Here is a 24,912-nt window from a genome sequence, read left to right as displayed (position 1 = left end):
CATTGAAAAATTTTTCAGCAGTTATGGGAGCGGTTCCAGATTACCGGCAGGTCATATTGCTGGAACTGCTTATCGCAGGATACCATTGTTAGTTGTTCCATGAGACATTGAGAAATAATCATCCGATCAAACGGGTCGTTGTGATGCAACGGCAACCTTGCACTTGATAGGATATGATTCATCGTGACCGGTAGAAGTATAAAGCCCGATTTTTCAATGGATTCAAAAAGCACCTCGATCTCGGCATAAAGCGATAGTTTACCGATGCAGCTTTTTATACCAATTTCCCAAAGAGACGCAATGCTTACAAAACAGCTGTTCGACCGGTCATCAATTTGCTTTCGCAAAGACACGGGGAGCTGAGGATCCTCTCCGATGTACCAGAGGACCGTGTGGGTGTCCAATAAGTATTTCATGTAGCCCTATTTGAATTCAAGAGGATCGTCAAACCCCTCCTTAATTTCAAACATGCCTTTTGCCAGGCCAGCCACACGCTTTTTGGGCGGCTGCGGTTCTTTGGGAAGTGACTCAATAAATTTCAGAACCGCCTCTCTGTTTTCGTCAGACAGTTCCAATAGCGTGAGGTATAGTTGTATATCTGTCATAAGAATTTGTGTTTAACCAAATTTACAAAAATAACTCATGACTAACCAACCATCTCAAACCATCCAGTGCTCCAACCGATAAGCACTATCCCAGAACACATATTCCAGCTTCGAAGCCGTCACATAAGCCTCGATCATTTTGCCCCGCGTCGCTTCCGACGCATTCTCTGCCAGCCGGTCGCAAATGTCCAAAGCCTTTTGTACGGAATGTGTGAAATCTTCGCCTGCGTAGGCATTAATCCAGTTTTGATAAGGATTTGGCGTAGCTTGATTCTCGTAAATGTAGTCGCCGATCTGCTTGTAAATCCAGAAACACGGCAGCAATGCTGCGACTGTCACTTCATACGATTCAAATGCGCTGGTAGCCATCAGGTAGTTAGTATAGGCAAAACAGCCTGGCGCTTTCCCCGATTGGTAATCGATAACGTATTCTTTGAAATACCCTAAATGCAATGCGCGCTCCACGAGGATGGCGTTTTGGGCAAATTGCAGAAAATCGAGCAATTCATGACTATTACCGGCCCTGGTGCCCGCCACCGCCAATGCACGCGCGAAATCCGCCAGATAAAGGGAATCCTGGTAAATGTAGAATTTGAACTTTTCGAGCGGCAATGTGCCCTCTTTCAGTTCCTGGTTGAACGGATGTTGTCGTATTTTCTCGAATATCGGCAGCGCTTCGGCCCAGAGCAGGTCGGTGAATTTCATGATAAAATCTGCATCGAAAGTGGTGAAAATGAGTGGTTCAGCGGGCCAGGACCATGACCTGTAACGACGTCCTTGCCCTCCCGGATCGCTCCGGCGATATATTCCTTGGCGAAAATGATCGACTCGGCCAGCGAGTTGCCCTTAGCCAGGTAAGCGGCAATGGCCGACGACAATGTACAGCCCGTACCGTGGACATTCCGGCTCTCGATGTAATCCGATTCGAGGATCAACGGCTCCTGCCCTCTCTGCGCCAGCACATCATAAATCGTGGGCGCCACCAAGTGCCCGCCTTTCAGCAACACAGCTTTGCAGCCTTTGTCAACCATCTGAATCGCTGCGCCTTTCATCGTTGCCGCTGTCCGGATCTGTCCGCCGATCAGTATTTCCGCTTCGTCCAGATTAGGCGTAATGAGATCCGCGCGGGGAAAAAGCTCTTTCCAAAGCACTGCGACTGTTTCATCCTGAATGAGTTTGGAGCCGCTGGTAGACACCATTACCGGGTCAAAAACGACAAAAGATGGTTTGAAACGATCTAAAGCCTGCGCAATTACCAGCGCTACCTCCGCGGTATTGACCATCCCGATTTTAACGGCATCCACGGTAATGTCCTCAAAAACAGCCTCCAACTGCTCCTGCAAGAAAGCCGGCGGCACGGGATGGATGGCCCGCACGCCCTGTGTGTTTTGGGCAGTGAGAGCGGTAATGGCCGAAGTCCCGTAAGCCCCCAGCGCTGCTATCGTTTTGAGGTCGGCCTGGATGCCCGCGCCACCTCCGCTATCGGATCCGGCGATGGTAAGTACGGTTGGGTAACGGTTCATGGGAATGTGGTTGGTGGTGTTGGTCAGGTGTGATCAGGTGTAGTCAGGTGTTGTCGTGTTCGGTCAAGTATTGTCAGATGCTGTGGTCGTTGGCCACAGAATGGCATTCCGGATGGCTTTTTTGAGCTCTTTTGCCGCTTCACGAGGTGATGGGGCGCTGCAAATGGCTGATACCACGGCAATACCGTTCGCACCATTCAGCATGGCCTCGTGCGCATTACCTGTATGAAGCCCGCCGATTACCACCAACGGATGCCTGCTTTGCTGCCGCGCCCATTGCAGCCCTTCAAGTTCCCAGGGCTGCTCGGTATCGGTTTTGGTGGGTGTCGCAAAAAGCGGGCTTACAGCGAGGTACGAGAGGTTCCAATGCTCCGCTTCGAGGACATCTGATTGCTTTTCAGCCGATAGCCCGATGATTTTACCCTCGCCGAGCAACCGATGAGCTGTTTGGAAAGGCATATCGCTCTGTCCGATATGCACGCCATCCGCGTCCACAGCTAATGCTACATCCACCCGATCATTAATGATCAAAGGGACATTATAAGATTCCAAAAGGTTCTTCAAACGCTTCGCCCGATCGATAAATGCACGGGTCGAAAGCGATTTTTCCCGCAATTGCACCATCGTAACACCACCTTTTACAGCCTCTTCCACGACCCAGAAAAAATCGCGGCCCAGACATGCTGCTTCGTCGGTGACCAAATATAGTTCGAGATTCAACATTATAGATTTATTTAAATGCCGTCAGGCATGTAATATTGGTAGCAAGTTCTGTCACATCCAAATCTCCAAAATGCCCTTGGGCATGTAACAACGATGGCCACTTGTACGGTCGTTACATCCCTCACGGGATTTCAAACATACGATTGCAACCGTTGCTACCAATATTACATCGCTACGCGATTGATTATTATTCAAATTTCACCTTGCTCAGTTCCGCCAGATGTGCCGGACTAACCTCCGCCAATTTATCCAAAAACGCGATCTGGAACGAGCCGGGTAATTTCGCTTCGCGGTAAGCCAGTTCCCCACAAACACCCATGGCCGCCGCCGCCGAAACTGCGGCTTCGAACGGATCACTGCAAATCGCCGCAAATGCCCCTGCGATAGCGGTTGCCGAGCAGCCCATACCCGTCACTTTGGTCATCAACGGCACACCATTGGAAACCCAGCCGGTACGGCTGCCATGCACGATCACATCTACCGCGCCGCTGACACTCACCACCGAGCCGAAGCGCGCGCTCAATGCCTGCGCCGCACCAATGCTGTTCATCGAGTCGGCGGTACTGTCTACACCCTTTGTCTGGAAGCCCGCGCCCGCCAATGCGAGTATTTCGGAGCCGTTACCACGGATAATTGTGGGTGGGGCGGTTTCGAGCACCTCGGTCAGCACCTTGTTCCGGTACGGTGTAGCACCGGCTCCTACCGGGTCGAGAATGATCGGCTTGCCGAGTTCAGCTGCCTTTCTCATCGCCAGTTTCATCGCTGCCACCCAATGCGCCGAGAGTGTACCGATGTTGATCACCAACGCCCCCGCGATCGAGACCATATCCTCTACCTCTTCCACAGCATGAGCCATTACCGGCGACGCACCCACCGCAAGCAATGCATTAGCGGTGAAATTCATTACAACGAAATTGGTAATATTATGTACCAACGGCGCCGAGGCACGCAGTTTTTCGAGGTTTGCTTCTAGTTGAGTTGCCATTGGGATTGATTTTATACCTTTTTGAAGGGAGAAAGAAGGAAAGGCACGATACTCTTCCACGTCACGGGCGAATGTAGTAGTTTTGGGTGGTTATCAAAAATCCCCGCACTCACCTGATCATGATCAAAGCAGCAATTTTCGACATGGACGGCCTGCTCATCGACTCCGAACCGATGTGGACGGAAGCGGCGCGTTCTGTCATGCAAAAAGTCAATTTCGAACTCACCGAAGCACTTCGCCTGCAAACTACCGGGCTATCTATCAAGCTCTTTCTTGATTTTTGCCACCAAATACAGCCCTGGAATACGCCTTCATTCGAAGAGCTTGAAACTGAAATACTGGAAAAGGCCCATCATGACATTCTGGCCCATGCCGAAGCCATGCCCGGCGCCATTCCGCTGGTCAGGGAATTAAAAAAACAGGGCCTGAAACTCGCAGTCGCGTCGGCTTCGCATATGGAACTCATTGAAGGGGTATTAAAAAGACTGGAAATTATTAACTATTTTGACACCTGGCATTCTGGCGAACTGGAAAAACACACCAAGCCCCACCCGGCGGTGTATCTTACCACCGCTAAGAAACTCGGTGTCTTGCCCGAAGAATGCATTGCCTTCGAAGATTCTCACGCAGGCCTGCGCGCGGCACACGCGGCGGGGATGATCACGATTTCGGTACCTGCGGCGGAAGTTTTTGAAGATAAAAAATTTGACATGGCACATTATAAGATACCTTCGCTCGAAAAATATATTTTACGCGAAATGTCGGGTGTGCCGCAAAGTGTGATCGAAAACTAAACCTCGACCCTATTCCGCTTACCCCGTATGATCGGACTCCGGCATTTCAGTATTATGATTATGATCAGGATAATAGTGATTGTCCTGAGCGTTATTGCCCTCGCCTGGCTGGCGTCCAAGCATACCAATGAAACGCTGGTGTACATCCTTGGCACCATATTCATATTCATCCAGGGATCGCTGCTGTACCAGTATGTCACGAATGTCAACCGCAAACTGACCTACTTCCTCGAATCCGTGCGGTATTCCGATTTCACGATCAACTTCCGTTCGGACAATAAAATGGGCCGGACTTTTAAAGAACTCAACCAGCAGTTCAACGAAGTATTGCTCGCATTCAGGCAGGCGCGGGCGGAGAAAGAAGCCAATTTGCAATATCTCAATACCATTGTCCAGCATATCGGCACGGGGCTCATTACATTTGATGCCAACGGGCAGGTTAACCTCATCAACAATGCGGCACTGCGCATGCTGGGCATTTACCGCCTCCACCAGCTGATCGAGCTCAAAGAAAAGCACCCGCGTCTTTACGAACTGCTCTCGGATCTCGACACAGGCGTCCGCGACCTTTACCGAACGCCCAACGATCAACCGCTCGCATTACAGGCAGCTGCCATTCAATTACGCGGAATGTGGGTCAAGATTGTGGTATTACAAAACATTCAGACCGAGTTGCAGCAACAGGAGATTGAATCCTGGCAAAACCTGACCCGCGTGCTGCGGCACGAGATTATGAACTCCATGACGCCCATCGTGTCGCTCGTGGGCACCATGCGCCTGATCGTGAACGAGGACATCGAGAAATCGACAAACGACCAGGAAGCAGTCAATGACTTGAAAGAAGCCTTATCGACGCTCGAAAAGCGCAGCAAAGGCATGATGCAGTTCGTAAACGCCTACCGCGATTTCACTACGCTGCCCAAGCCGGTGTTCGCGAGCCTGAGCGTGGCAGAGCTTCTGCAGGAGGTACTACAATTGCTTCAAACCGACCTCACACAATCCGGCGTACTCTGGAAACTGTCGGTAAAACCGGAAACACTCACCGTAAAAGCCGATGCCAGCCAGATCCAGCAGGTATTGATTAATCTCATCAAAAACGCATCCGAAGCATTCTCGCATCAGACTAACCGGCTCATTACGCTCTCGGCTTACCAGGTCGACGGCACCGTGATGATCGAAGTGGCCGACAATGGCGACGGCATTGAGCCCGAGGCATTAGAGAATATCTTCATTCCATTCTATACCACCAAAAAAACCGGTTCCGGCATCGGATTAAGCCTCTCCCGCCAGATTTTGCAGCAACATAACGGCCAACTGAACGTTGAGTCCCAGGTGGGCAAGGGAACGGTATTCACATTGGTGTTTTAGGTATTTGAACGCCGTTACAACCTTCCTCAACCTATCGTTGTCTTCCCGAAAACCTAAATGACAACCCGATGAAAAAGTATGTTTTCGTGCTTTTTGCCGCCTTGGCGGTAGCCTGCAAAAGCACTGGTGTGGACAAGAGAGATGAGGGCATCAAATACAAAGAAACTGTCGTATTAAATGGCGTTCCGACGGCTACCTTGACGTTTTTTGACGTGGAAGACAGCCGGTGCCCCGAGGGCGTAATGTGTATTTGGGGCGGCCGTGCGGCAGTCGATCTGCTGCTATCGGGAGTTACTACCGAGGGAGGCATTAAAGAGCACGTCAAAATGTGCCTGGGTGAATGCGATGCCAAGACGGGCTCAGATTCTTTGGAGAAGACATTTGCCGGCGAAAAATACAAATTTGTACTTACCGCCGTAAACCCCTATCCGAAGTTCGGTGACTCTACCCGAACCAAGGAAAAATATTCGATACAGTTGAAAATCGAGAAAAAGTAACTTACCAGCAAGAGATATTCAAAAAGGGAGGCCCGGCAGCTTCCCTATTTTTGTGCCAGTTTGCTCTGCTTATACCCGTAACTAAAATAGATCACCAGACCAATGACAAGCCAGATGACGAAGATCAGCCAGTTGGAAGCCCCAAGCTCGGTCATCAGATACAAATTGGTGAGAATTCCTGCGACCGGCAGCACGGAGAAATTATACTGGTAACTCAAAATAGAAAGCGCACACCACGTGATCCAGAAAATGATGGTCAGCAACTTGTGCTCCATGATTTCGGCGAAACTGAGCATTCTCCATTCGACAATTACGCTCTTTCCGTAAGTAAGCAGGCCCACGATCGCGACACAAAACAGGATCCCCACCAGGTATTTACCATTAATATAAGGCACGCGAAATTTGGAGCGCGCCGAAATGCCTTTATGATCGAGGTAAAGCACGCCGCCGCACACGAGGATAAATGCAAAGAACGTCCCTACGCTTGTCAGATCGACAAAGAAATCCATCTTGAAAAACAACGCGGGAATCCCCACGACAAAACCCGTTACGATCGTCGCAAAGGACGGCGTCTGGTATTTGGGATGGATTTTGGCAAAACGTTTCCATAGCAGCCCGTCGCGGCTCATCGTCATCCAGATCCTCGGCTGGCCCAGTTGGTACACCAGCAATGCACTCGTGATAGCGATCACCGAGCTTACCGAAATAACGCCAGCCATAAAATCCAGGCCATTCTTTTGAAATACAAATGCCAGCGGATCGCTCACTTTGAGTTCGGTATAGTTCACCATTCCAGTGAGTACGAGTGTGATCAGCACATATAATATGGTACAAATAACCAGACAGTAAATCATCGCCTTCGGCATGTCCTGCTGCGGGTTGCGGCACTCCTCGGCGGTGGTTGAAATCGAGTCGAAACCAATGAATGCGAAGAATACTGCCGCGACGCCGCTTAGCACACCTTTAACGCCATTGGGGGCAAATGGAGACCAGTTTTCAGGCTTCACATAAAATGCGCCCGCGAGTATTACCAACAATACGACTCCCACTTTGAGCACCACCATAATATTACTGGCCGTTCTCGATTCACGTATCCCGATATAAACCAATGCCGTAATGAACAAGGTAACCAGACCGGCAGGCAGATTGAGCAGAATATGAAAGTCGCCGATCGTAGGTGCCGACTCGTAGGCCGATGCCGCAAAACGCTCGTAATCCGACAACTGTGCCGCGCCTACGCTCTGCAATTTTTGAAATGCTTCCCGCGCCGACTCGCTATTGATCGTAAGCCAGCCGGGCAGGGTAATACCAAAGCCTTTGAGCATACTTACAAAGTACTCCGACCACGAAATGGCCACTACCATATTGGAAACAGCATATTCGAGGATAAGCGCCCAGCCGATGATCCACGCGAACAGCTCACCGAAAGCTACATATGCGTACGTGTATGCACTGCCGGACACAGGTACCGTACTCGCGAACTGCGCGTAGGAAAGCGCCGTGAATACACAGGCAACAGCCGTAAATACGAAAAGTAGCGACACCGCCGGGCCGCCGTTGTAGCTCGCCAGACCAATGGTACTGAATATCCCTGCACCCACAATGGCCGCGATACCAAGCGACACCAGGTCGCGGACACCCAGCACTTTGGCTAAGCCTCCCTCACCTCCCGAATGGGCATCACTTAGAATCTGGTCAACGGATTTTTTTCGGAAAAGAGGAGAATTCTGGCTCATGCAGGCGCTATTTATCAGGTATCAGTTTGTAATAAGCAGGGCTAAAAATAATGATATTCTAAAATGATCCCGGCATCGGCTGAAAATTTGTTCCTTTTATCCCAAAAAATCCGTAGAAAATTCTTTGCAAGGGAAATCAAACAGGGAATGATTGCGTTATCGAACTAATCCCCGTTACTCCGTTCCACCAATTTGCCCATGAAAAAAATCGCTACATACTTCATCAGCTTCATCCTGTCCATTCAATTCATTGCAGCCCAAAGCGTTAAATCCTATTCCACCGCCCAGGCGCATTCCCACAATGATTATGAAAGGGCACGCCCTTTTGAGGATGCGTACGAGCAGCAGTTCGGTTCCGTCGAAGCCGATATTTTCCTCGTCAACGACTCCCTTTTTGTAGCCCATAACCTGAAAGACATTCGGCCCAACCGGACTTTTACTGCACTATACCTGCTTCCCATCCTTCAAAAAGTAGAACAAAACGGCGGACACATTTATACGCAGGACAATGTGCCGCTGCAACTGCTGATCGACCTCAAAACGGAGGGCGAGCCGACATTGGCAGCGTTGATCAAAGTGCTGGAACCGCATAAGCATATTTTGGCACCTACGGGCAGCGTCAAAGTGGTCGTGAGCGGCAATGTACCCGATCCCTCCCGGTTCGAGCAGTATCCGAACTTCATCTATTTCGATGGGCGCCCCGAAAAAGTCTACACACCAGCGCAACTCGCGCATGTGGGGTTGATCAGCCAGGCATTTCAGCAATATTCAAAATGGAACGGCGAAGGGCCTCTTCTGGAAAAAGACAAAAAGAAGATCCAGAAGATGATCAACGAAGTGCACGACCTGGGCAAAAAAGTACGGATCTGGGCGACACCCGACAATATCAATTCCTGGAAAACCATGATGGCCCTGGGCGTCGATTACCTCAACACCGACAAAGTTCGCGAGCTCGGCGACTATCTCCGTACTGCACCACGGTAGTTTTGCAAAACAAAATACGGCTCAGGATAATTTTTCAGTAGTATCAAATGGCTTTGGAAGAGTTATAGACTATATTGTACTGCCATCAATTAGTCAAACCTATCCTTCATGTCTGCTGAACAAACCGCTGCGCTCAAAAAAGTCCTCAAACCAATCCACCTCTGGGCCATCGCCGTGGGGTTAGTCATTTCCGGTGAATATTTCGGCTGGAATTACGGATGGGGCGTGTCCGGCACCATCGGCTTTCTGATCGCGACGCTCGTGGTGACGGTCATGTATGTGACATTCATTTTCAGTTTTACCGAACTCACAACCTCCATTCCGCAAGCAGGCGGTCCGTTTTCTTACGCCTACCGTGCATTTGGCTGGTGGGGCGGGCTCGTGGCGGGTTATGCCACGTTGGTAGAGTTTCTGGTGACGCCGCCTGCCATCGCCTTCGCGCTTGGCAGTTACACCCATTTCCTTTACCCCAACCTGCAAGTACTGGAAGTCGCATTTGCCTGCTATGCCATTTTTATTGTCATCAATTTACTCGGGATCAAAGAATCGGCTACTTTTTCGCTGGTGGTTACGCTACTGGCGGTGGTGGAACTGCTGATATACATCGGGATCGTTGCCCCGCATTTCTCTTACCAAACCTTTGTCTCCGATCCCATGCCTTTCGGATGGGCAGGGGTATTTGCCGCGCTGCCGTTTGCGATCTGGTTCTACCTTGCCATCGAGGGAGTAGCGATGGTAGCCGAAGAAGTGGAAGACCCTAAAAGGACGATCTCGCGCGGCTATATTTATGGTATCCTCACGTTGGTAGTACTAGCATTAGCGGTCATGATTTTTACCGGTGGTATCGCTCCGTGGCAACAACTGAGCGACATCGACTATCCCCTGCCCGCAGCATTGGGTATTGTGCTCGGCCGCGATAGCGGGCTCACCCAGCTCTTCGCGAGCCTGGGCCTCTTTGGACTTATCGCGTCCTTTCACGGAACTGTCATTGGTTATTCCCGGCAAATTTTTGCCCTCGCCCGGGAAGGTTATCTGCCATCATTCCTGGGAAATGTCAATGCACGTTTCCAAACACCGCATTGGGCGCTGGTGGCGGGCGGCATCGCGGGTTGTCTGGCACTATCACTCGGCACGACCGATCAGGTCATTATCCTCGCCGCATTGGGCGCCGTGGTAATGTACATTATCAGCATGGTAGCACTTTTTGCACTAAGAAACAAAGAACCGCACCTCGAAAGACCTTTTATCGTACCTGCATTCCCCTATTTCCCGGCCATTGCACTGGCGATTTCCGTGCTGTGCCTGATCGCGATCGTGTATTACAACTGGAAACTCAGTCTCTGGTTCTTCGGCGGGCTGGCCGTTGTTGCTGTGATTTTCAGCCTGACCGGCCGCCACAAAAAGCTTGAAGTTTTACAAGAAGAAGAACGTCACGCCTAACTACCGTCAGCCGTTGCGGGTCAGCTTGCTGGAATATCCTTACCGAGCGTCTTCATTCAATATTTTCTCGACTCCATCGTATTTGTCGGTGGTTCTGCAATCGCTTGTGCAATAGCGCATTTTGCCGTTATTTTAATACGAGGTTGCCGCGAACGTTCCTCCTGAAAGATAATTCGACAAACTCCGCAAATCTCACTTTGCAATTAATTCGTATATTATCATATTATTTGTATAACGCTGTGCATTGCCGCAGCGATTCCAAACGTAACCCATTTTAAAAATCTCTTTTAGGACGACCAAAGGCTGACTACTTATACCAAAGATGAATATTCTAATCGTTGAGGACGACTTTATCATAGCGAAACATCTCCAATTTCTGCTGAATGGTTTCGGTTACGACGCAAACGATATCGCGACTGATTATACAACTGCCACAGAAATTCTCCATAGCAAAGTTTTCCACCTGGCCGTGCTGGATATTAACCTCAACGGTTATCAAACCGGAATCGACCTCGCGCATTATATACGGGAGAATTTCAAGATTCCCTTTCTATTTCTGTCGGCGCACGAAGATATCGCCGTTGTAAATGCGGCATTGCAAGCTGCCCCTCACGCATTTCTGCAGAAGCCTTTTCAAAAAATCACGGTGTACACGGCTGTCAAGCTGGCATTGAAAAATTACCGCCTGGCGACGTTGGCGGGTGAAACTACTTCGGAAGAGAAAGAGGATACGACGGTGATCAAGGATGCGTTGTTCATCAAGGAAAAACACATGTTCACCAAGATCATGCTGACAGACATCCTATACATCCGGAGCGACGACAACTACCTTGAACTGCACACGACCAAGAAGAAATACACCATTCGCGAGACGCTGAAAAACATGCTTCAGCAGCTTCCCACCAACTATTTTTTCAGGGTACATAAGTCGTTTATCATCAATCTGAACGCTATTACAGCGATCGATTACGTGCACGTAATGATCAACGATATCGAAATCCCGATCACGAACGACAACCGGACTGAGCTGCTAAGCCGCATCAGAACTTTTTCCTGACAACGCAATGCAATCCGCTAAAAAACGGTTACTTACGGTTTCCCCAGCTACACCCCATAAAAGCTATACTTCACCACTTTGATTTGTTGAGGAGTTACATGCGAATTAATTTTATAGCACGTAAACACCCTCTTCTATTATTACATATATATTTTACCCCGACGGAAGGCCTGGGCTTCAATAAATTTTGAAATTTTTCTGAGGTCCAGGCATCTGTTTCACTCCAAAAAACGTAATTACGGTCGATTGAGCATAGCTGGCATGATACTGAGCATTATATGCACACATTTGCTTCTCAAACGCACACCATATTTGCCCATACCAAACCTAAACTAAATCGCTATCAGTTTTAATTAAATATCGTTGAGAATAATTGAACATCCCCGGGAGTTTTCCCTGGGATGTTTTGTTTTCAGTCGCTGATAGTCAAAGGCCGTCCGTTATTGTGAGGGATGGTCAAGAGTTGTCAGAGATTGTCAAGGATAGATCAGGTATTTTTTTCGCATTTCCTTGTATTGCCCGAGGCCGGGCTCCCAGCTTTTACGTATGTTGTCCTCCGATGTCCCGGCGATAATCTGCTTTTTGAGATTTTCAGTCCCTGCTAACTTATCGAAGTTACCCATTTGCTTGCTTTGGCTCATATCGAAGAACTTCTCTTTATCGGGATAGGCTTTGTAGAGTTCAATGAGCCATTTCAGATGGAGCTTCCCACTTTTGCGGATATCTTTCAGGTCATATTTCCGCAAATCGAGGCCGTAGCATTCTTTGTCCTGATGCAGCGGCGTTTCACTCATGCCTTTGATGCTATGCGGGGTGAATGAAAAATCGTATTTGCCTTTCAGCAACGGCGCCCCCAGTACAGTAAACGGCATGTAAGTGCCGCGCCCCTGGCTCAATATCGTACCTTCAAACATACAGATGTGCGGGTACAGCATCACCGATTGCTGTGTATTGAGGTTCGGTGACGGCATTACCGGCAACACGTAAGGCGTATCATGTGTGTAATTGGCCACTTTGATGATCTTCAACTTGCATTGCATTTTGTTGGGCAACCAACCTTCGCCATTGATCATCTGCGCGAATTCAGCTATCGTGAGGCCGTGCGAGATGGGTATTTTGTACATCCCGATTCCCGAATGCAGATGATCTTCCAGCACTGGACCATCGACCAGAAAGCCATTCGGGTTAGGTCTGTCGAGGATGAGCATTTCCTTGTTGTTCTCCGCACAAGCCTCCATCACGTGCCCGAGCGTGTTGATGTACGTGTAAAAGCGTGCGCCTACGTCCTGGATATCGAAGATCATCAGGTCAATGGCCGCCATTTGCTCTTTAGTGGGCTTTTTGAGCTTTCCATAGAGGGAAATGGCCGGGATACCAGTTTTTGGATCGACGCTGTCGCTTACCTTGTCGCCATTGCTGGCTGTACCGCGGAAGCCGTGCTCCGGGCCGAAAATCGTTACAATGTTTACGCCCAGCGCCACCAAACTATCTACAATGGGCTTCGTGCCGATAATAGAAGTTTGGTTAACTACGATACCAATCTTCTTGCCTTTCAGGTAATCCAGATATTGTGAAACCTGGTCTGCGCCGGTGATCGGACTTTTGGCTTTTGTAAGGTCTTCGGGTGCTACGGAAAGCGAATCCGCTATGGCAGGGCTTTTCTGGGATGTAGAATTGACGCAGTTGCTGTTGGTGGCTAATGCGGCTGTGAGGCTTAGAGCTAATGCGATTGTTTTCATGGGGTTGGGATTAGGACGACTAAAATAGGTTAATTATGCCACGAAGGCACGAAGTAACACGAATTTCGTGCTTGTTCGCGGTCATCCGCTGTGGTGCCTTCGTGGCATTAATCTAGAAAAGCTTCATCTGCCCCGCGCGCATAAACTGCGAAGTATCCAACGGGGGCAATTCACGGCCGGCAAGATATTTCCTGCAGGAATGATCGTGCAGCTGCCGGATATGCTCCGCGAAGTTACCCTCTCCCACCATCCTGATTCCAAACCGCGAATCGTTCACCACGCCGCCGTGGCATTCTTTGATCTGGCTCAAAACCTTTGCCGCCCTATCGGGAAAATGGTGATGGATCCATTCTTCAAAAAGCGTTGAAATGGCCCCGTTCAGCCGCACTACGGTGTAATGCGACCATATTGCTCCATTTTCGGCGATTGCCTGTATCAGCGAAGGTATTTCCTGGTCATTCAATCCTGGAATGATCGGCGCTGTCATCACGCCCATAGGAATGCCGGCGTCACTTAATGTTTTCAACACCTGCAACCGCCGCTTGCCCGTTACCGTCCGCGGTTCCAATGCACTGCGCAGCTCCTCATTGAGCGAAGTAATGGAAAGTGCCGCGTGTACAAGGTTCAGCTTAGCCATTTTTTCCAAAACATCGATATCCCTCAAAATCAATGCATTCTTAGTGAGAATGCTCACCGGGTTGCGGTACCGCAGGCAGATTTCCAGCAGCTGCCGGGTAATGCGGTATTTTTTCTCTCCGGGCTGGTAGCAATCCGTATTGCCGGAAATGTGAATATTGCGCGGCACCCATTTTTTGGAATTGAACAGCTTTTCCAGCAATTGCGGCGCGTTCTTTTTCACCACAATCTTGGTCTCAAAATCCAGCCCCGCCGAGAATCCCCAATACTCGTGCGAGTTGCGTGCATAGCAGTAAATGCACCCGTGCTCACATCCGCGGTAGGGATTAATGGAGTGGAAATTAGGCAAATCAGGGCTGTCCGACACGCTCATAAGCGTCTTGGATTCCTCTTCGATGAATTGTGTTTTGGGATTTACCTCCGGATCTTCCCACTGCTGCCAGTCTTCCGAAGTGTACTCGATCTTGTGCTTGAAGAATTTGTTGGGCGTGTTGATAGCAGCCCCGCGCCCGCGTGCCCTGTTATCCATTGCTTTCCAGTAAGTTGATGAAGTTATAAAGTATGCTAACGAAAGTGTGTGTGAAATGTCATCCTGAGCGAAGCCGAAGGATACTTGCGATATCGCATGCGCTTCGACTGCGCTCAGCGAGACAATCTATTTAATGTACCGGAAGTCTTCGTCGCCTTTCAGCGACAGCAGTACGTCGTACATCAGTTGTATTACATTCTGCACGTCCTCTTTGGAAACCATTTCCACCGTGGTATGCATGTATTTCAATGGCAATGAAATCAATGCGGAAGCGATGCCTTCTGTTGAGTAGGCAAATGAATCCGTATCTGTACCCGTCGAACGGCTTACTGCCTGGCGCTGGAATGGAATGTTCTTCTCCTCGGCTACGCTGATCAGAAGGTCTCGTACATTATTCTGTACCGCCGGGCCGTAGCAAATCACCGGTCCGCTCCCGCATTTCAGGTCGCCCTGCTCTTTTTTGTTATACATCGGCGACTGCGTGTCGTGTGTAACGTCGGTGCAAATCGCCAGATCGGGCTTCAAACGACGCGAGATCATTTCCGCCCCGCGGAGTCCGATTTCTTCCTGCACCGCATTCACCACATATAATGTAAACGGCAGCTTCACATTGTTCTCGTGCAGCATACGCGCTACTTCCGCGATCATATACCCGCCCATGCGGTTGTCGAGCGCACGGCCGAGGTAATATTTGCCGTTGAGTTCGTCGAGGCCATCAGCGAATGTTACCACGGTACCCACGTGAATGCCCATTTCAAGCACCTCGTCTTTTTTGGCAGCGCCCACATCGATGAAAAGCTCGTGCACTTTCGGGACCTGGTCCTTGGCAACGTCACGTACGTGGATCGCCGGCCAGCCGAAAACACCTTTTACAACACCCTTGGCGGTGTGCAGGTTTACACGCATCGAGGGAGCAATAGCTGCATCGGAACCGCCGTTACGGCGCACGTGGATGTAGCCATCCTCGGAAATGTAGTTTACAAACCACGAAATCTCGTCGGAATGCGCTTCGATCACCACTTTGTAATCCTGGCCCGGGCCGATAACGCCCACCGCCGTTCCGTACACATCGATAATCTGTTCTTCGATATACGGCTTGATATAGTCGAGCCATATCTGCTGACCGGTCGATTCGAAGCCGGTCGGCGAAGCATTGTTCAGGTACTTATAAAGGAACTCTGTGCTCTGATCTGACATACTTTTAATTTAAATAACCACTAAAAATTACGTTTTCGAAGGTACTTCCACCATGCACAGAAACGCCGCCTCCGCAGATAACCGAGGTCGTGCTCGTGGGTGTAGGCTTCCCTTTCAAACGAAATATGAAGATAGGCTAAATAATGGTTTCTGAATTGTACGAATCGGATTAAATATTCTATCAAATACCACACATAAAAGATAACCAGCCCCATTTCAAGCTGTTGCTTCAAATGAATGCGTTCATGATTGAGAAAAACCTCCGAAGGAGCCTTACGCTTCGATAAAATGAATGGAAACAGCGCCATTCCGTCGACGCGGAGCGATGGTATATTGAGGAGGAAGCCTTTGATACGCATAGGTGTGGGAATGTGGTGTCGGGTGGTCATCACAAATCTCTACAAAAAAGTTGGGTTGCGAAACAGCCAGTTCCGCAACCCAACCTATTATATCCCTTAAAGATTACTCCCCGCTGAAACGGCTGATATCGAGTACTTCAAACTCCATCATGCCGGCCGGAACCTTGATTTCTGTCGTTTCTCCCACTTTTTTACCCAAAAGTCCTTTACCGATCGGCGAACCTACTGAGATTTTGCCTGCTTTCAGGTCGGCCTCTTCTTCCGACACCAGGGTATAGGTCACTTCCATCCCGTTCTTACGGTTTTTGATCTTCACCTTCGAAAGTACCGAAACCTGAGACGTATCCATCGTCGACTCGTCGATCACGCGCGCATTCGACAGGATTTCTTCCAGTTTGGCGATTTTCATTTCGTGCATACCTTGCGCGTCTTTAGCCGCGTCGTATTCTGCATTTTCACTTAAATCACCTTTGTCCCGCGCTTCTGCAATTTGTCGTGCAATCTCCGTGCGGCCTTTGGTTTTCATCTCATTCAGCTCGTTCCTCAGCTTGGTAAGTCCTTCTTCCGTATAGTATGAAATTTTAGCCATGACCTTTATTTTGTTTATAAGTCTTTTAATTTTTGAAATTCTACATAAAAAAAAAGAACGGCTCAAAGACCGCTCTACAGAGTTAACGAAACTCTCGTAGAAGGCTAGAAGACCTTTTCTTTTCGGTTGATATATGATTTTGTGTTCACCATAATTTTCTGTTAAGAACGACAAAATTAACAATATTTGTGAATGGTAGCACCATTTTTATCCAAAAGCGCCATCTGATATGTCAAATCCGCTGAGAATTATTTTTATGGGGACGCCCGAATTTGCTGTCCCAAGTTTACAAAGTCTGGTCGAAAGCAATTCTAACGTTGTGGCCGTCGTCACTGTTCCCGATAAGCCAGCGGGCAGGGGGCAAAAGCAAACGGCTTCGCCTGTCAAAATATACGCAGAATCCCAGGGTATCCCCGTATTGCAGCCCGAAAAATTGAAGAACCCTGACTTCCTGGAAGAGCTGAAATCCTATAATGCCGATTTGCAGGTAGTAGTGGCATTCCGGATGCTGCCGGAAGTCGTTTGGAACATGCCTCCGAAAGGCACGTTCAACCTGCACAGTTCGCTCTTGCCCCAGTACCGGGGCGCGGCGCCCATCAACTGGGCCGTCATCAACGGCGAAACAGAAACCGGTGTCACTACATTCTTCATCGAAAAAGACATCGACACCGGCAAGATTATCTTCCAGGACAGAGAGCCCATTTCGCCGGAAGATAATGCAGGTACATTGTATGAGCGCCTCATGCGGAAGGGTGCGAACCTGGTCGTAAAAACGGTGCATGCCATTGAAGAGGGCAACTACCCGCAGGAACCGCAATCAGAACCCGCAGACATTAAAACCGCCCCAAAGATCTTCCGCGAAACGTGCGAGATCGATTGGAGCAAGCCAGCTGTCGAAATCCACAATTTTGTAAGAGGCTTATCGCCTTATCCCGCTGCCTGGACGACGCTGAATGGACTTTCGTGTAAGGTATTTAAAACAAAAATCGCGGAATCGGAAAACGACGCCCAACCTGGCGAATACCGCTCCGACGGCAAGTCTTACCTGCATTTCAAAACCGGAGATAGCTGGCTGGCTATTGAGGAATTGCAGATTGAAGGGAAGAAGCGTATGGCGATTGGGGATTTTTTGAGAGGGTATAAGCTCTGAGGTGCCGGCATCGTTGAAACCCGTCAACACAAAATGATCGCGATTAATGGCATGAACGATCACTTGCACATGCTTGTTGGTTTCCGCACGACTCAGTCTATCGGCGATTTTATGCAGGATGTGAAGGCCGATTCCTCGCAGTGGATTAACGATAATCGGTTTTGTGGCGGCAGGTTTGAGTGGCAGGCGGGGTGCGGCGTGTTTTCTTATTCCAGATCGCAGGTGCCCAATGTGATCCATTACATCCAGACACAAAAAGAACATCATCGCAAAGTGACGTTTAGGCAGGAGTATTTGTCGTTTTTGGAAAAATTTGAAGTTGAATATGATGAGCGATATATATTTCAATCGCCAGCATAGCGGCAGCAAATCGCGTTAGCGATGTAATATTGGTAGAAGCAGAATATTGTGGGATCGTCAAATCCCGCTAGGGATGTAACAACAGCGGGAATGCTATGCATTGTTGTTACATGCCCAAGGGCATTTCCCGGGCGCCGGTTCCATCTTTTGCTACCAATATTACATGCCTGACGGCATTGGTTATGGCCATTTCGACCCATCTTTGCAAAAAATACTAATCACCTGCATGAAAATTTCAATCATCGTAGCTGCCGCCGAAAACGGAGCGATCGGGAAGGATAATCAGCTCCTCTGGCGGTTACCTGACGACCTGAAACGTTTTAAACAACTTACATTAGGACATCCGATGATCATGGGTCGGAAGACGTTCGAGTCCATTGGAAAACCGCTGCCGGGACGGACCTCGATTGTGATCACCAGGAGTACCGATTTCGCATTCGAAGGCGTAGTAGTTGTACATTCTCTTGAAGAGGCATTGAAAAAAGCGGAAGAAATTGACGGAAAGGAAGCGTGCATCGTAGGCGGCGGCGAGATTTACCGACAATCGCAAGCCATTGCTACCCACATTTACCTTACCAGGGTACATACCAAAATCGAGGGAGATACTTTTTTCGAAATCGAGAACCCCGACGCCTGGACCGAGACCGAAAGAGCCTTCCACAAGCCTGACGAGCGTCATTTTTTTCCGTTTGAGTTCATTAATTATATTAAAAAAGCTGATAAATAAGTACTTTTGTGCCCTTATAACCCATAGTGACTCAATGAAAGTACCAGAGTAGAATGCAAGTAGAAGTTGACACCCTTACCATTGAACTAAGCACAGTACCTTTCGATAATCGTCCGGTCTTTATCACGGGTAATTTCTGCAAGTGGCTCCCCGACCTTGAAGCTTATCGGATGACCATGGTAAGCCCGGGGCACTACCGCTACCAGTTTGCGGAGGATGAAGAGTTGCCCGATCCGATCGAATACAAATATACCCGCGGGGGTTGGAACCAGGTGGAGCTCGACCGCGCCGGCCGGCCTTACGGCAACCGCTTCATCAAAGCCGGTGAGACGTTCGTCAAAGACAATGTAATCCGCTGGCAATCCGACATTTCGACTAAAACAGATCTTTCACCCCTTGTCGAAACGGTTTCGGAAGCATTTGAAATCACGCAGTTCAACCGCACCCGTCGCGTACGCGTGCTGCTTCCACACGATTATTACGAAAATCCCGACCAGCATTACCCCGTCCTTTACATGACGGACGGCCAGAACCTGTTTGGCCAGGGGTCGGAATATGGTAACTGGGAAATAGACAAAAGCCTCGCAGCGCTCGCGAAGGAACATAAGGCAGGCGTTATTATCGTCGCTGTCGACCATGGGGAAGAAGATCGCGTGCAGGAGCTCTCACCGTATGACAATGCCAAATTGGGCAAGGGTTATGGCGCCAAGTTCCTGCAATTCATCGCCGAACCGCTCAAAACGCACATCGACACCCAATACCGCACCAAACCAGACCGGTTGAACACCGGCATTGGCGGAAGTTCGGTTGGCGGCTTGTTAAGCATTTATGCGGCATTAATGTTCCCCCAGACTTTCAGCAAATTCATGGTATTTTCACCGGCCCTGTGGATTTCCGAAAAGATCTATTTCGACGCCGTGCATTTTTTCGAGCCGTTCGAAACACGCATTTACCTTTATGCTGGCGGCAAGGAAGGCACCCACATGATCCCGAATGTTGCCAAGCTCCAGGAAACGCTCGAAACGCAAAGCTTCGGTTACAGCCGCGTGAAAATCAAATCATCTGTAGACGCCAAAGGCGGACACGACGAAAAGCAATGGAACAAAGAGTTTCCGAAGGCTTTTGAGTGGTTGTTTTATTAAAAAGGAAGAAAGGGCGGCCCGCGCAGGGAGGATGGAGGAATGGAGAAAAGGGAAGTATCAAACCCGATTCTCCCTTTCCTCCATCTCCCCTTCCTCCTTCTTCCTTTTTCAAAGAATATACTGACTCAAGTCCCTGTTCTTCACCAGCGCCGACAACCTTTCCTTCACCATTTCCGCAGTGATGGAAATTTGTGATCCGTCGCCGATGACGTCCGGAATATCGAACATGAAATCGTTGAGGAGCGAGCTCATGACGGTTTGCAGACGACGGGCGCCGATGTTTTCGACCTCGCTGTTTACCTCGAATGCGATCCGGGCGATTTCGCGCAATGCACCGTCTTCGAATTCCAGTTCTACGCCTTCGGATTCCATCATAGCAGCGTATTGCTTCGTCAGTGCATTCTTTGGCGCTTTAAGAATTTGGTAGAAATCACCTTCCGTGAGACTGTTGAGCTCCACCCGGATCGGGAAACGGCCTTGCAGCTCGGGAATGAGGTCGGATGGCTTGGAGACATGGAATGCACCAGCCGCAATGAAAAGAATATGATCGGTCTGGATTACGCCGTGCTTGGTATTCACAGCGCTCCCTTCCACGATCGGCAGCAAATCGCGCTGCACGCCTTCGCGGCTGACGTCGGGGCCGCTTCCGCCGGAGCGGCTGGATGCCACTTTGTCGATCTCATCGATAAAAATGATACCCAGGTTTTCTGCTTTTTTAATGGCTTCGAGTTTTACCTCGTCCATATCGATCAGCTTCGATGCCTCTTCGTCCAAAAGCAGCTTACGCGCTTCCTCGACGGTTACCTTACGCTTTTTACCCCGGCGTGGCATCATATTGCCGATCATCTCCTGGATATTCATCATCGAAACATCGTCGACAGCCCCGCCTATCATGCCAACATTGGGCACCTGGTTTTGCTGAACTTCAATTTCGATTTTCCGGCTATCGAGCTCACCATTACGAATCTTCTCCCGGAAACGCTCACGGGTGCGCTGATTAAGCTCTGCATCACTTTGCGGCATATCCTCCGAACCGTTTTCAGTAACCGGCTTAACCGCCCCTGAGCCATGTACCGGCGGGATCAAGGCATCGAGGATGATGTCTTCCACTGCCTGCTCAGCTTTGATTTTCACTTCTTCCTTCTTCTGCATCCGCACCATGCCTACCGCCTGCTCCACGAGGTCACGGACCATGCTTTCGACATCGCGGCCCACATAGCCGACTTCCGTAAACTTGGAAGCCTCCACTTTCACAAAAGGTGCATCCGCGATCTTGGCCAGCCGGCGGGCGATTTCAGTTTTACCGACGCCGGTCGCGCCTATCATTAATATGTTATTCGGGATAATTTCCCTCTGAATGTCCTCCGGGCTGTTCATGCGCCTCCACCGGTTGCGCAATGCGATGGCGACATTGCGTTTTGCGTCATTTTGTCCGATAATATATTGGTCAAGCTCGAAAACGATCTGACGCGGTGTAAGGCGGTTAAGGTGTTCTGTCATTTTGTTTGCTATGGATTCGAAACTCTCTTTGCCGGATCCCCCTCTTTCAGAACGCGATGCGGTAAACAGAGTTTATGTGTGAAAATTTCGTAAAGGCGGTGTGTCGCCTCCGTTCGTCAACGTTAAAAAGAATTATGCCGGTACAAAATGGCAGAAAACCTGCCGTTGGGAAATCTTTGGCTCCATTACTTTTTGTTCTCTGCCCTTCGATTACTTTTGTCCCTGCATTTGAATTCCGAAACCAATATAAAAAAGAATTATCCCCGACATGAAAAAACTCCTGTCCTGCCTTTTTACCATTATTGCCTCATTGCAATTATCCTACGGGCAAGGAACCGCCAATCTGGTCGACTACGTAAACCCTCTGATGGGCACGCAATCGAAATTCAGCTTATCGGCCGGTAACACTTATCCGGCGATTGCTCTGCCCTGGGGAATGAACTTCTGGATGCCCCAAACCGGTAAAATGGGCGACGGATGGGCTTATATGTACGACGCCGAGAAAATCCGTGGTTTCAAGCAAACCCACCAGCCCAGCCCGTGGATCAACGACTACGGCCAGTTCGCGATCATGCCGATTACCGGCAAGCTGAAAATCGACGAAGAAAGCCGCGCCAGCTGGTTCTCGCACAAAGCCGAAACGGCAAAGCCGCATTATTATAAGGTATACCTGGCAGATTATGACGTCACCACGGAAATCGCGCCGACCGAGCGTGCCGCGCAGTTCCGCATAACCTTCCCGAAGGCCGATACTTCGTTTGTACTTTTGGATGCATTTGACAGGGGTTCTTATGTAAAAGTCCTCCCCAAAGAGCGTAAAATCATTGGTTACACCACCAAAAACAGCGGCGGCGTGCCTGCCAATTTCAAAAACTACTTCGTTCTGGTTTTTGATAAACCATTCACATTCTCCTCCGCATTTCACGGCAAAACTCTGGCGAAAGACACGCTGGAACTCAGTGCCGCCCATGTAGGTGCAGTAGTTGGTTTTAAAACAAAAAGAGGCGAGCAGGTGGGTATCAAAGTGGCATCCTCTTTTATCAGTCCCGAACAAGCAGAACTGAATCTCCAACGCGAGCTGGGCAGTGATTCTTTTGACGCCACCAAAGCAAAAGGCGAACAAGCCTGGAACACCGAGTTGTCGCGCATTAAAGTAGAAGGCGATAATATTGATCAGATCCGCACTTTCTATTCATGCTTGTACCGCGTACTGCTGTTCCCGCGGAAATTCTATGAAATGGACAAAGCCAACAAAGTGGTGCATTACAGTCCTTACAATGGCGAAGTGCGCCCGGGTTATATGTTCACCGACAATGGTTTCTGGGATACTTTCCGTGCAGTGTTCCCATTCTTCACGCTAATGTACCCGACATTAAATTCGCACATTATGGAGGGCTTGGCCAATGCATATGACGAAAGCGGCTTCCTGCCTGAATGGGCCAGCCCCGGCCACCGCGATTGTATGATAGGCTCCAACTCCGCTTCACTCATCGCCGATTCGTATATCAAAGGCATCCGCGGCTATGATATCAATAAACTGTATGAGGCTATTCTGAAAAACACACAGAATGCAGGTCCGGTAAGCTCGGTAGGGCGTTTCGGACATGAATATTACAATGAGCTGGGGTACGTTCCTTATGATGTAAAAATCAATGAGAATGCAGCCCGTACACTGGAATATGCCTATGCTGATTTTTGCATTGCCCAATTGGCGAAAGAGTTGAAAAAGCCGCAGTCCGAAGTTGATCTGTATCTGAAAAGAAGCCAGAATTACAAAAACCTGTTCGATCCTGAAACGAAATGGATGCGCGGTAAGAACAAGGACGGCAAGTTCCAGTCACCATTTAATCCATTCAAATGGGGCGATGCATTTACAGAGGGCAACAGTATTCACTACACCTGGTCGGTTTTCCAGGACGTGAAAGGGCTGATCAACCTCGTAGGCGGTCGCGAAGCATTTGTACAGAAACTGGATACGGTTTTTACATTACCTCCGGTATTTGACGACAGTTACTACGGCTTCCCGATCCACGAAATCCGCGAAATGCAGATCATGAACATGGGTAACTACGCGCACGGCAACCAGCCGATCCAGCACATGATTTACCTGTATAATTACGCGGGAGCACCTGACAAAGCACAATACTGGACAAGGCAGGTAATGAAGCGCCTTTACCAGGCTACGCCGGACGGCTACTGCGGCGACGAAGACAATGGCCAGACTTCAGCATGGTACGTGTTCTCATCACTCGGCTTCTACCCTGTCACTCCGGGCACAACGCAATATGTAATCGGCTCGCCGTTGTTCAAAAAAGCGACTCTGACAATGGAAGACGGCAAGAAATTCACCATCGAAGCCCCCGCCAGCAGCGACAGCAACCTGTACATCCAGGGGGCCAAGCTGAATGGCAAGGCCTACGACAAGACGTATCTTGAACACGGCGATATTCAGAAAGGCGGAAGCGTGCAGTTCGACCTGAGCGGCAAGCCTTCGAAAAGCTGGGGAACGAAGCCGGAAGCCGCACCTTTCTCGCTCACGAAATAACAATGGCGCGAAGCTCCTGCTTCGTGCCGCATATTCGCAGGCCTCCGGCCGGTCAGGTATGCAAGACCGGCCAGAGGCCTGCGAATAGTGTGTGCAAAGCAGGAGCTTCGCAGCATCTTAACCCAAACATCACCATGAAACTATTGCTAACACTACTCTCAACCGCCATTTTCTGCGCCGCGATTCCGCGCACGCAGGACGACGAACTTGCCAAAAGCATCGAACGTGGTAAAATGGTTTACTCCGAAAACTGCATTTCCTGCCATATGGGCACCGGCGAGGGCATTACGGCCACTTTCCCACCGCTCGCCAAATCGGACTACCTGATGAAAACGCCCGAGAATGCGATCCAGGCGATCAAGTTCGGGCTGATTGGAAAGGTGACGGTAAATGGCGTGTCCTATGATAATATGATGCCGGAGCCGGGCCTTGCCAACGAACAAATCGCCGATGTGATGAATTACATCATGAATTCATGGGGCAATTCATCGGAAAAAAAGATGATTACCGTGAAAATGGTGGAAGCGGTGAAACCCGCAGAAGAAAAATAGCGGCGACATTTCATGCCGTATGCAGCCGCATCGCCTAGTGGGACGATGCGGCTTTTTTATGGCTAAAATATTTATGTAACAAACAGTTGACTACTATTTTAAATAAATCTAAATAAAACCTTGCCTCATAAGGTTTCCCGACAGATATTTGCGGCTCGTTAACTATTTAGTCCAAT

At 49.4% G+C, this 24,912-nt stretch carries 25 protein-coding genes; 12 read left to right on the top strand and 13 right to left on the bottom strand.

Annotated elements, in window-relative coordinates; genetic code table 11:
* Positions 1 to 14 precede the first annotated feature (14 nt).
* The 6 genes from ACQ4MZ_RS11030 to thiM form a co-directional block, all read right to left on the bottom strand.
* Entirely contained in the window at positions 15 to 416 is a 402-nt protein-coding gene (locus ACQ4MZ_RS11030; protein ID WP_430844982.1) for a type II toxin-antitoxin system VapC family toxin, read from the bottom strand.
* A 6-nt stretch (positions 417 to 422) separates the two neighbouring features.
* A complete protein-coding gene (locus tag ACQ4MZ_RS11025; protein WP_430844981.1) occupies positions 423 to 605 on the bottom strand; it encodes a DUF2281 domain-containing protein in 183 nt (60 codons plus the stop codon).
* Between the two features lie 54 nt (positions 606 to 659).
* A complete protein-coding gene (gene tenA / locus ACQ4MZ_RS11020; RefSeq protein WP_430844979.1) occupies positions 660 to 1,310 on the bottom strand; it encodes a thiaminase II in 651 nt (216 codons plus the stop codon).
* A complete protein-coding gene (thiD, locus tag ACQ4MZ_RS11015) occupies positions 1,307 to 2,128 on the bottom strand; it encodes a bifunctional hydroxymethylpyrimidine kinase/phosphomethylpyrimidine kinase (RefSeq protein ID WP_430844977.1) in 822 nt (273 codons plus the stop codon). The genes tenA and thiD overlap by 4 nt, the downstream gene beginning before the upstream one ends.
* A gap of 63 nt (positions 2,129 to 2,191) precedes the next feature.
* The gene (thiE, locus tag ACQ4MZ_RS11010) at positions 2,192 to 2,851 is read right to left on the bottom strand and encodes a thiamine phosphate synthase (protein WP_430844976.1); all 660 of its coding nucleotides are present in this window, start codon (positions 2,849 to 2,851) and stop codon (positions 2,192 to 2,194) included.
* A 187-nt stretch (positions 2,852 to 3,038) separates the two neighbouring features.
* A complete protein-coding gene (gene thiM, locus ACQ4MZ_RS11005) occupies positions 3,039 to 3,836 on the bottom strand; it encodes a hydroxyethylthiazole kinase (protein WP_430844974.1) in 798 nt (265 codons plus the stop codon).
* Positions 3,837 to 3,955: 119 nt separating this feature from the next.
* Between thiM and hxpB the strand changes: the two genes are divergently transcribed.
* The 3 genes from hxpB to ACQ4MZ_RS10990 all read left to right on the top strand — a co-directional run bounded on the left by hxpB (position 3,956) and on the right by ACQ4MZ_RS10990 (position 6,495).
* Entirely contained in the window at positions 3,956 to 4,630 is a 675-nt protein-coding gene (hxpB, locus tag ACQ4MZ_RS11000; RefSeq protein WP_430844972.1) for a hexitol phosphatase HxpB, read from the top strand.
* Between the two features lie 54 nt (positions 4,631 to 4,684).
* The gene (locus tag ACQ4MZ_RS10995; RefSeq protein WP_430845360.1) at positions 4,685 to 5,998 is read left to right on the top strand and encodes a sensor histidine kinase; all 1,314 of its coding nucleotides are present in this window, start codon (positions 4,685 to 4,687) and stop codon (positions 5,996 to 5,998) included.
* 68 nt (positions 5,999 to 6,066) lie between these two features.
* A complete protein-coding gene (locus tag ACQ4MZ_RS10990) occupies positions 6,067 to 6,495 on the top strand; it encodes a hypothetical protein (protein WP_430844971.1) in 429 nt (142 codons plus the stop codon).
* Between the two features lie 44 nt (positions 6,496 to 6,539).
* On the opposite strand, the gene ACQ4MZ_RS10985 is transcribed toward ACQ4MZ_RS10990, so the two are convergent.
* Entirely contained in the window at positions 6,540 to 8,231 is a 1,692-nt protein-coding gene (locus tag ACQ4MZ_RS10985; RefSeq protein WP_430844970.1) for an amino acid permease, read from the bottom strand.
* 198 nt (positions 8,232 to 8,429) lie between these two features.
* Between ACQ4MZ_RS10985 and ACQ4MZ_RS10980 the strand changes: the two genes are divergently transcribed.
* The 3 genes from ACQ4MZ_RS10980 to ACQ4MZ_RS10970 all read left to right on the top strand — a co-directional run bounded on the left by ACQ4MZ_RS10980 (position 8,430) and on the right by ACQ4MZ_RS10970 (position 11,712).
* Positions 8,430 to 9,215 carry a phosphatidylinositol-specific phospholipase C/glycerophosphodiester phosphodiesterase family protein gene (locus tag ACQ4MZ_RS10980; protein WP_430844968.1) on the top strand — a complete coding sequence of 262 codons (786 nt, stop codon included), beginning with the start codon at positions 8,430 to 8,432 and terminating at the stop codon, positions 9,213 to 9,215.
* 108 nt (positions 9,216 to 9,323) lie between these two features.
* Complete coding sequence (gene eat, locus ACQ4MZ_RS10975; RefSeq protein WP_430844967.1) at positions 9,324 to 10,655, top strand: ethanolamine permease; 1,332 nt, start codon at positions 9,324 to 9,326, stop codon at positions 10,653 to 10,655.
* Between the two features lie 322 nt (positions 10,656 to 10,977).
* Entirely contained in the window at positions 10,978 to 11,712 is a 735-nt protein-coding gene (locus ACQ4MZ_RS10970) for a LytR/AlgR family response regulator transcription factor (RefSeq protein WP_430844966.1), read from the top strand.
* A 476-nt stretch (positions 11,713 to 12,188) separates the two neighbouring features.
* On the opposite strand, the gene ACQ4MZ_RS10965 is transcribed toward ACQ4MZ_RS10970, so the two are convergent.
* The 5 genes from ACQ4MZ_RS10965 to greA all read right to left on the bottom strand — a co-directional run bounded on the left by ACQ4MZ_RS10965 (position 12,189) and on the right by greA (position 16,761).
* Complete coding sequence (locus tag ACQ4MZ_RS10965; protein WP_430844964.1) at positions 12,189 to 13,451, bottom strand: exo-beta-N-acetylmuramidase NamZ family protein; 1,263 nt, start codon at positions 13,449 to 13,451, stop codon at positions 12,189 to 12,191.
* Between the two features lie 112 nt (positions 13,452 to 13,563).
* Positions 13,564 to 14,616 carry a PA0069 family radical SAM protein gene (locus ACQ4MZ_RS10960; protein WP_430844962.1) on the bottom strand — a complete coding sequence of 351 codons (1,053 nt, stop codon included), beginning with the start codon at positions 14,614 to 14,616 and terminating at the stop codon, positions 13,564 to 13,566.
* Between the two features lie 126 nt (positions 14,617 to 14,742).
* Positions 14,743 to 15,813 (bottom strand): M42 family metallopeptidase, encoded by a 1,071-nt coding sequence (locus ACQ4MZ_RS10955; protein WP_430844961.1) that lies wholly within the window; start codon positions 15,811 to 15,813, stop codon positions 14,743 to 14,745.
* Positions 15,814 to 15,833: 20 nt separating this feature from the next.
* Complete coding sequence (locus ACQ4MZ_RS10950; protein ID WP_430844959.1) at positions 15,834 to 16,172, bottom strand: hypothetical protein; 339 nt, start codon at positions 16,170 to 16,172, stop codon at positions 15,834 to 15,836.
* Between the two features lie 103 nt (positions 16,173 to 16,275).
* Positions 16,276 to 16,761 carry a transcription elongation factor GreA gene (gene greA, locus ACQ4MZ_RS10945; protein WP_106596207.1) on the bottom strand — a complete coding sequence of 162 codons (486 nt, stop codon included), beginning with the start codon at positions 16,759 to 16,761 and terminating at the stop codon, positions 16,276 to 16,278.
* A gap of 229 nt (positions 16,762 to 16,990) precedes the next feature.
* On the opposite strand from greA, the gene fmt reads away from it, so the two are divergent.
* The 4 genes from fmt (at position 16,991) to ACQ4MZ_RS10925 (ending at position 20,140) form a co-directional block, all read left to right on the top strand.
* Positions 16,991 to 17,911 (top strand): methionyl-tRNA formyltransferase, encoded by a 921-nt coding sequence (fmt, locus tag ACQ4MZ_RS10940; RefSeq protein WP_430844958.1) that lies wholly within the window; start codon positions 16,991 to 16,993, stop codon positions 17,909 to 17,911.
* Between the two features lie 9 nt (positions 17,912 to 17,920).
* Positions 17,921 to 18,271, top strand: a complete 351-nt coding sequence (locus ACQ4MZ_RS10935) for a transposase (protein WP_430845359.1) — start codon at positions 17,921 to 17,923, stop codon at positions 18,269 to 18,271.
* Positions 18,272 to 18,497: 226 nt separating this feature from the next.
* The gene (locus ACQ4MZ_RS10930) at positions 18,498 to 18,998 is read left to right on the top strand and encodes a dihydrofolate reductase (RefSeq protein WP_430844956.1); all 501 of its coding nucleotides are present in this window, start codon (positions 18,498 to 18,500) and stop codon (positions 18,996 to 18,998) included.
* Between the two features lie 53 nt (positions 18,999 to 19,051).
* The gene (locus tag ACQ4MZ_RS10925) at positions 19,052 to 20,140 is read left to right on the top strand and encodes an alpha/beta hydrolase-fold protein (RefSeq protein ID WP_430844954.1); all 1,089 of its coding nucleotides are present in this window, start codon (positions 19,052 to 19,054) and stop codon (positions 20,138 to 20,140) included.
* A gap of 108 nt (positions 20,141 to 20,248) precedes the next feature.
* On the opposite strand, the gene hslU is transcribed toward ACQ4MZ_RS10925, so the two are convergent.
* On the bottom strand, positions 20,249 to 21,640 hold the full coding sequence (gene hslU / locus ACQ4MZ_RS10920) for an ATP-dependent protease ATPase subunit HslU (protein WP_430844952.1): 1,392 nt from the start codon (positions 21,638 to 21,640) through the stop codon (positions 20,249 to 20,251).
* A 268-nt stretch (positions 21,641 to 21,908) separates the two neighbouring features.
* Between hslU and ACQ4MZ_RS10915 the strand changes: the two genes are divergently transcribed.
* Together ACQ4MZ_RS10915 and ACQ4MZ_RS10910 are read left to right on the top strand one after the other, a co-directional pair.
* Positions 21,909 to 24,185: a GH92 family glycosyl hydrolase gene (locus tag ACQ4MZ_RS10915; protein WP_430844950.1), complete on the top strand. Its 2,277-nt coding sequence runs from the start codon at positions 21,909 to 21,911 to the stop codon at positions 24,183 to 24,185.
* Positions 24,186 to 24,319: 134 nt separating this feature from the next.
* The gene (locus tag ACQ4MZ_RS10910; protein ID WP_430844948.1) at positions 24,320 to 24,736 is read left to right on the top strand and encodes a c-type cytochrome; all 417 of its coding nucleotides are present in this window, start codon (positions 24,320 to 24,322) and stop codon (positions 24,734 to 24,736) included.
* Positions 24,737 to 24,912 lie beyond the last annotated feature (176 nt).

The sequence above is a fragment of the Dyadobacter sp. BHUBP1 genome (assembly GCF_050587785.1).
In the GTDB taxonomy this organism is placed as follows: domain Bacteria; phylum Bacteroidota; class Bacteroidia; order Cytophagales; family Spirosomataceae; genus Dyadobacter.
The sequence above is the reverse complement of the archived record's forward strand: the minus strand, read 5'-3'. Positions and strand labels throughout refer to the sequence as shown.

Coding starts and splice junctions, on each gene's coding strand:
- ACQ4MZ_RS11030 (WP_430844982.1), bottom strand. CDS start 416: ATGAAATACTTATTGGACACCCACACGGTCCTCTGGTACATCGGAGAG.
- ACQ4MZ_RS11025 (WP_430844981.1), bottom strand. CDS start 605: ATGACAGATATACAACTATACCTCACGCTATTGGAACTGTCTGACGAA.
- tenA (WP_430844979.1), bottom strand. CDS start 1,310: ATGAAATTCACCGACCTGCTCTGGGCCGAAGCGCTGCCGATATTCGAG.
- thiD (WP_430844977.1), bottom strand. CDS start 2,128: ATGAACCGTTACCCAACCGTACTTACCATCGCCGGATCCGATAGCGGA.
- thiE (WP_430844976.1), bottom strand. CDS start 2,851: ATGTTGAATCTCGAACTATATTTGGTCACCGACGAAGCAGCATGTCTG.
- thiM (WP_430844974.1), bottom strand. CDS start 3,836: ATGGCAACTCAACTAGAAGCAAACCTCGAAAAACTGCGTGCCTCGGCG.
- hxpB (WP_430844972.1), top strand. CDS start 3,956: ATGATCAAAGCAGCAATTTTCGACATGGACGGCCTGCTCATCGACTCC.
- ACQ4MZ_RS10995 (WP_430845360.1), top strand. CDS start 4,685: ATGATTATGATCAGGATAATAGTGATTGTCCTGAGCGTTATTGCCCTC.
- ACQ4MZ_RS10990 (WP_430844971.1), top strand. CDS start 6,067: ATGAAAAAGTATGTTTTCGTGCTTTTTGCCGCCTTGGCGGTAGCCTGC.
- ACQ4MZ_RS10985 (WP_430844970.1), bottom strand. CDS start 8,231: ATGAGCCAGAATTCTCCTCTTTTCCGAAAAAAATCCGTTGACCAGATT.
- ACQ4MZ_RS10980 (WP_430844968.1), top strand. CDS start 8,430: ATGAAAAAAATCGCTACATACTTCATCAGCTTCATCCTGTCCATTCAA.
- eat (WP_430844967.1), top strand. CDS start 9,324: ATGTCTGCTGAACAAACCGCTGCGCTCAAAAAAGTCCTCAAACCAATC.
- ACQ4MZ_RS10970 (WP_430844966.1), top strand. CDS start 10,978: ATGAATATTCTAATCGTTGAGGACGACTTTATCATAGCGAAACATCTC.
- ACQ4MZ_RS10965 (WP_430844964.1), bottom strand. CDS start 13,451: ATGAAAACAATCGCATTAGCTCTAAGCCTCACAGCCGCATTAGCCACC.
- ACQ4MZ_RS10960 (WP_430844962.1), bottom strand. CDS start 14,616: ATGGATAACAGGGCACGCGGGCGCGGGGCTGCTATCAACACGCCCAAC.
- ACQ4MZ_RS10955 (WP_430844961.1), bottom strand. CDS start 15,813: ATGTCAGATCAGAGCACAGAGTTCCTTTATAAGTACCTGAACAATGCT.
- ACQ4MZ_RS10950 (WP_430844959.1), bottom strand. CDS start 16,172: ATGCGTATCAAAGGCTTCCTCCTCAATATACCATCGCTCCGCGTCGAC.
- greA (WP_106596207.1), bottom strand. CDS start 16,761: ATGGCTAAAATTTCATACTATACGGAAGAAGGACTTACCAAGCTGAGG.
- fmt (WP_430844958.1), top strand. CDS start 16,991: ATGTCAAATCCGCTGAGAATTATTTTTATGGGGACGCCCGAATTTGCT.
- ACQ4MZ_RS10930 (WP_430844956.1), top strand. CDS start 18,498: ATGAAAATTTCAATCATCGTAGCTGCCGCCGAAAACGGAGCGATCGGG.
- ACQ4MZ_RS10925 (WP_430844954.1), top strand. CDS start 19,052: ATGCAAGTAGAAGTTGACACCCTTACCATTGAACTAAGCACAGTACCT.
- hslU (WP_430844952.1), bottom strand. CDS start 21,640: ATGACAGAACACCTTAACCGCCTTACACCGCGTCAGATCGTTTTCGAG.
- ACQ4MZ_RS10915 (WP_430844950.1), top strand. CDS start 21,909: ATGAAAAAACTCCTGTCCTGCCTTTTTACCATTATTGCCTCATTGCAA.
- ACQ4MZ_RS10910 (WP_430844948.1), top strand. CDS start 24,320: ATGAAACTATTGCTAACACTACTCTCAACCGCCATTTTCTGCGCCGCG.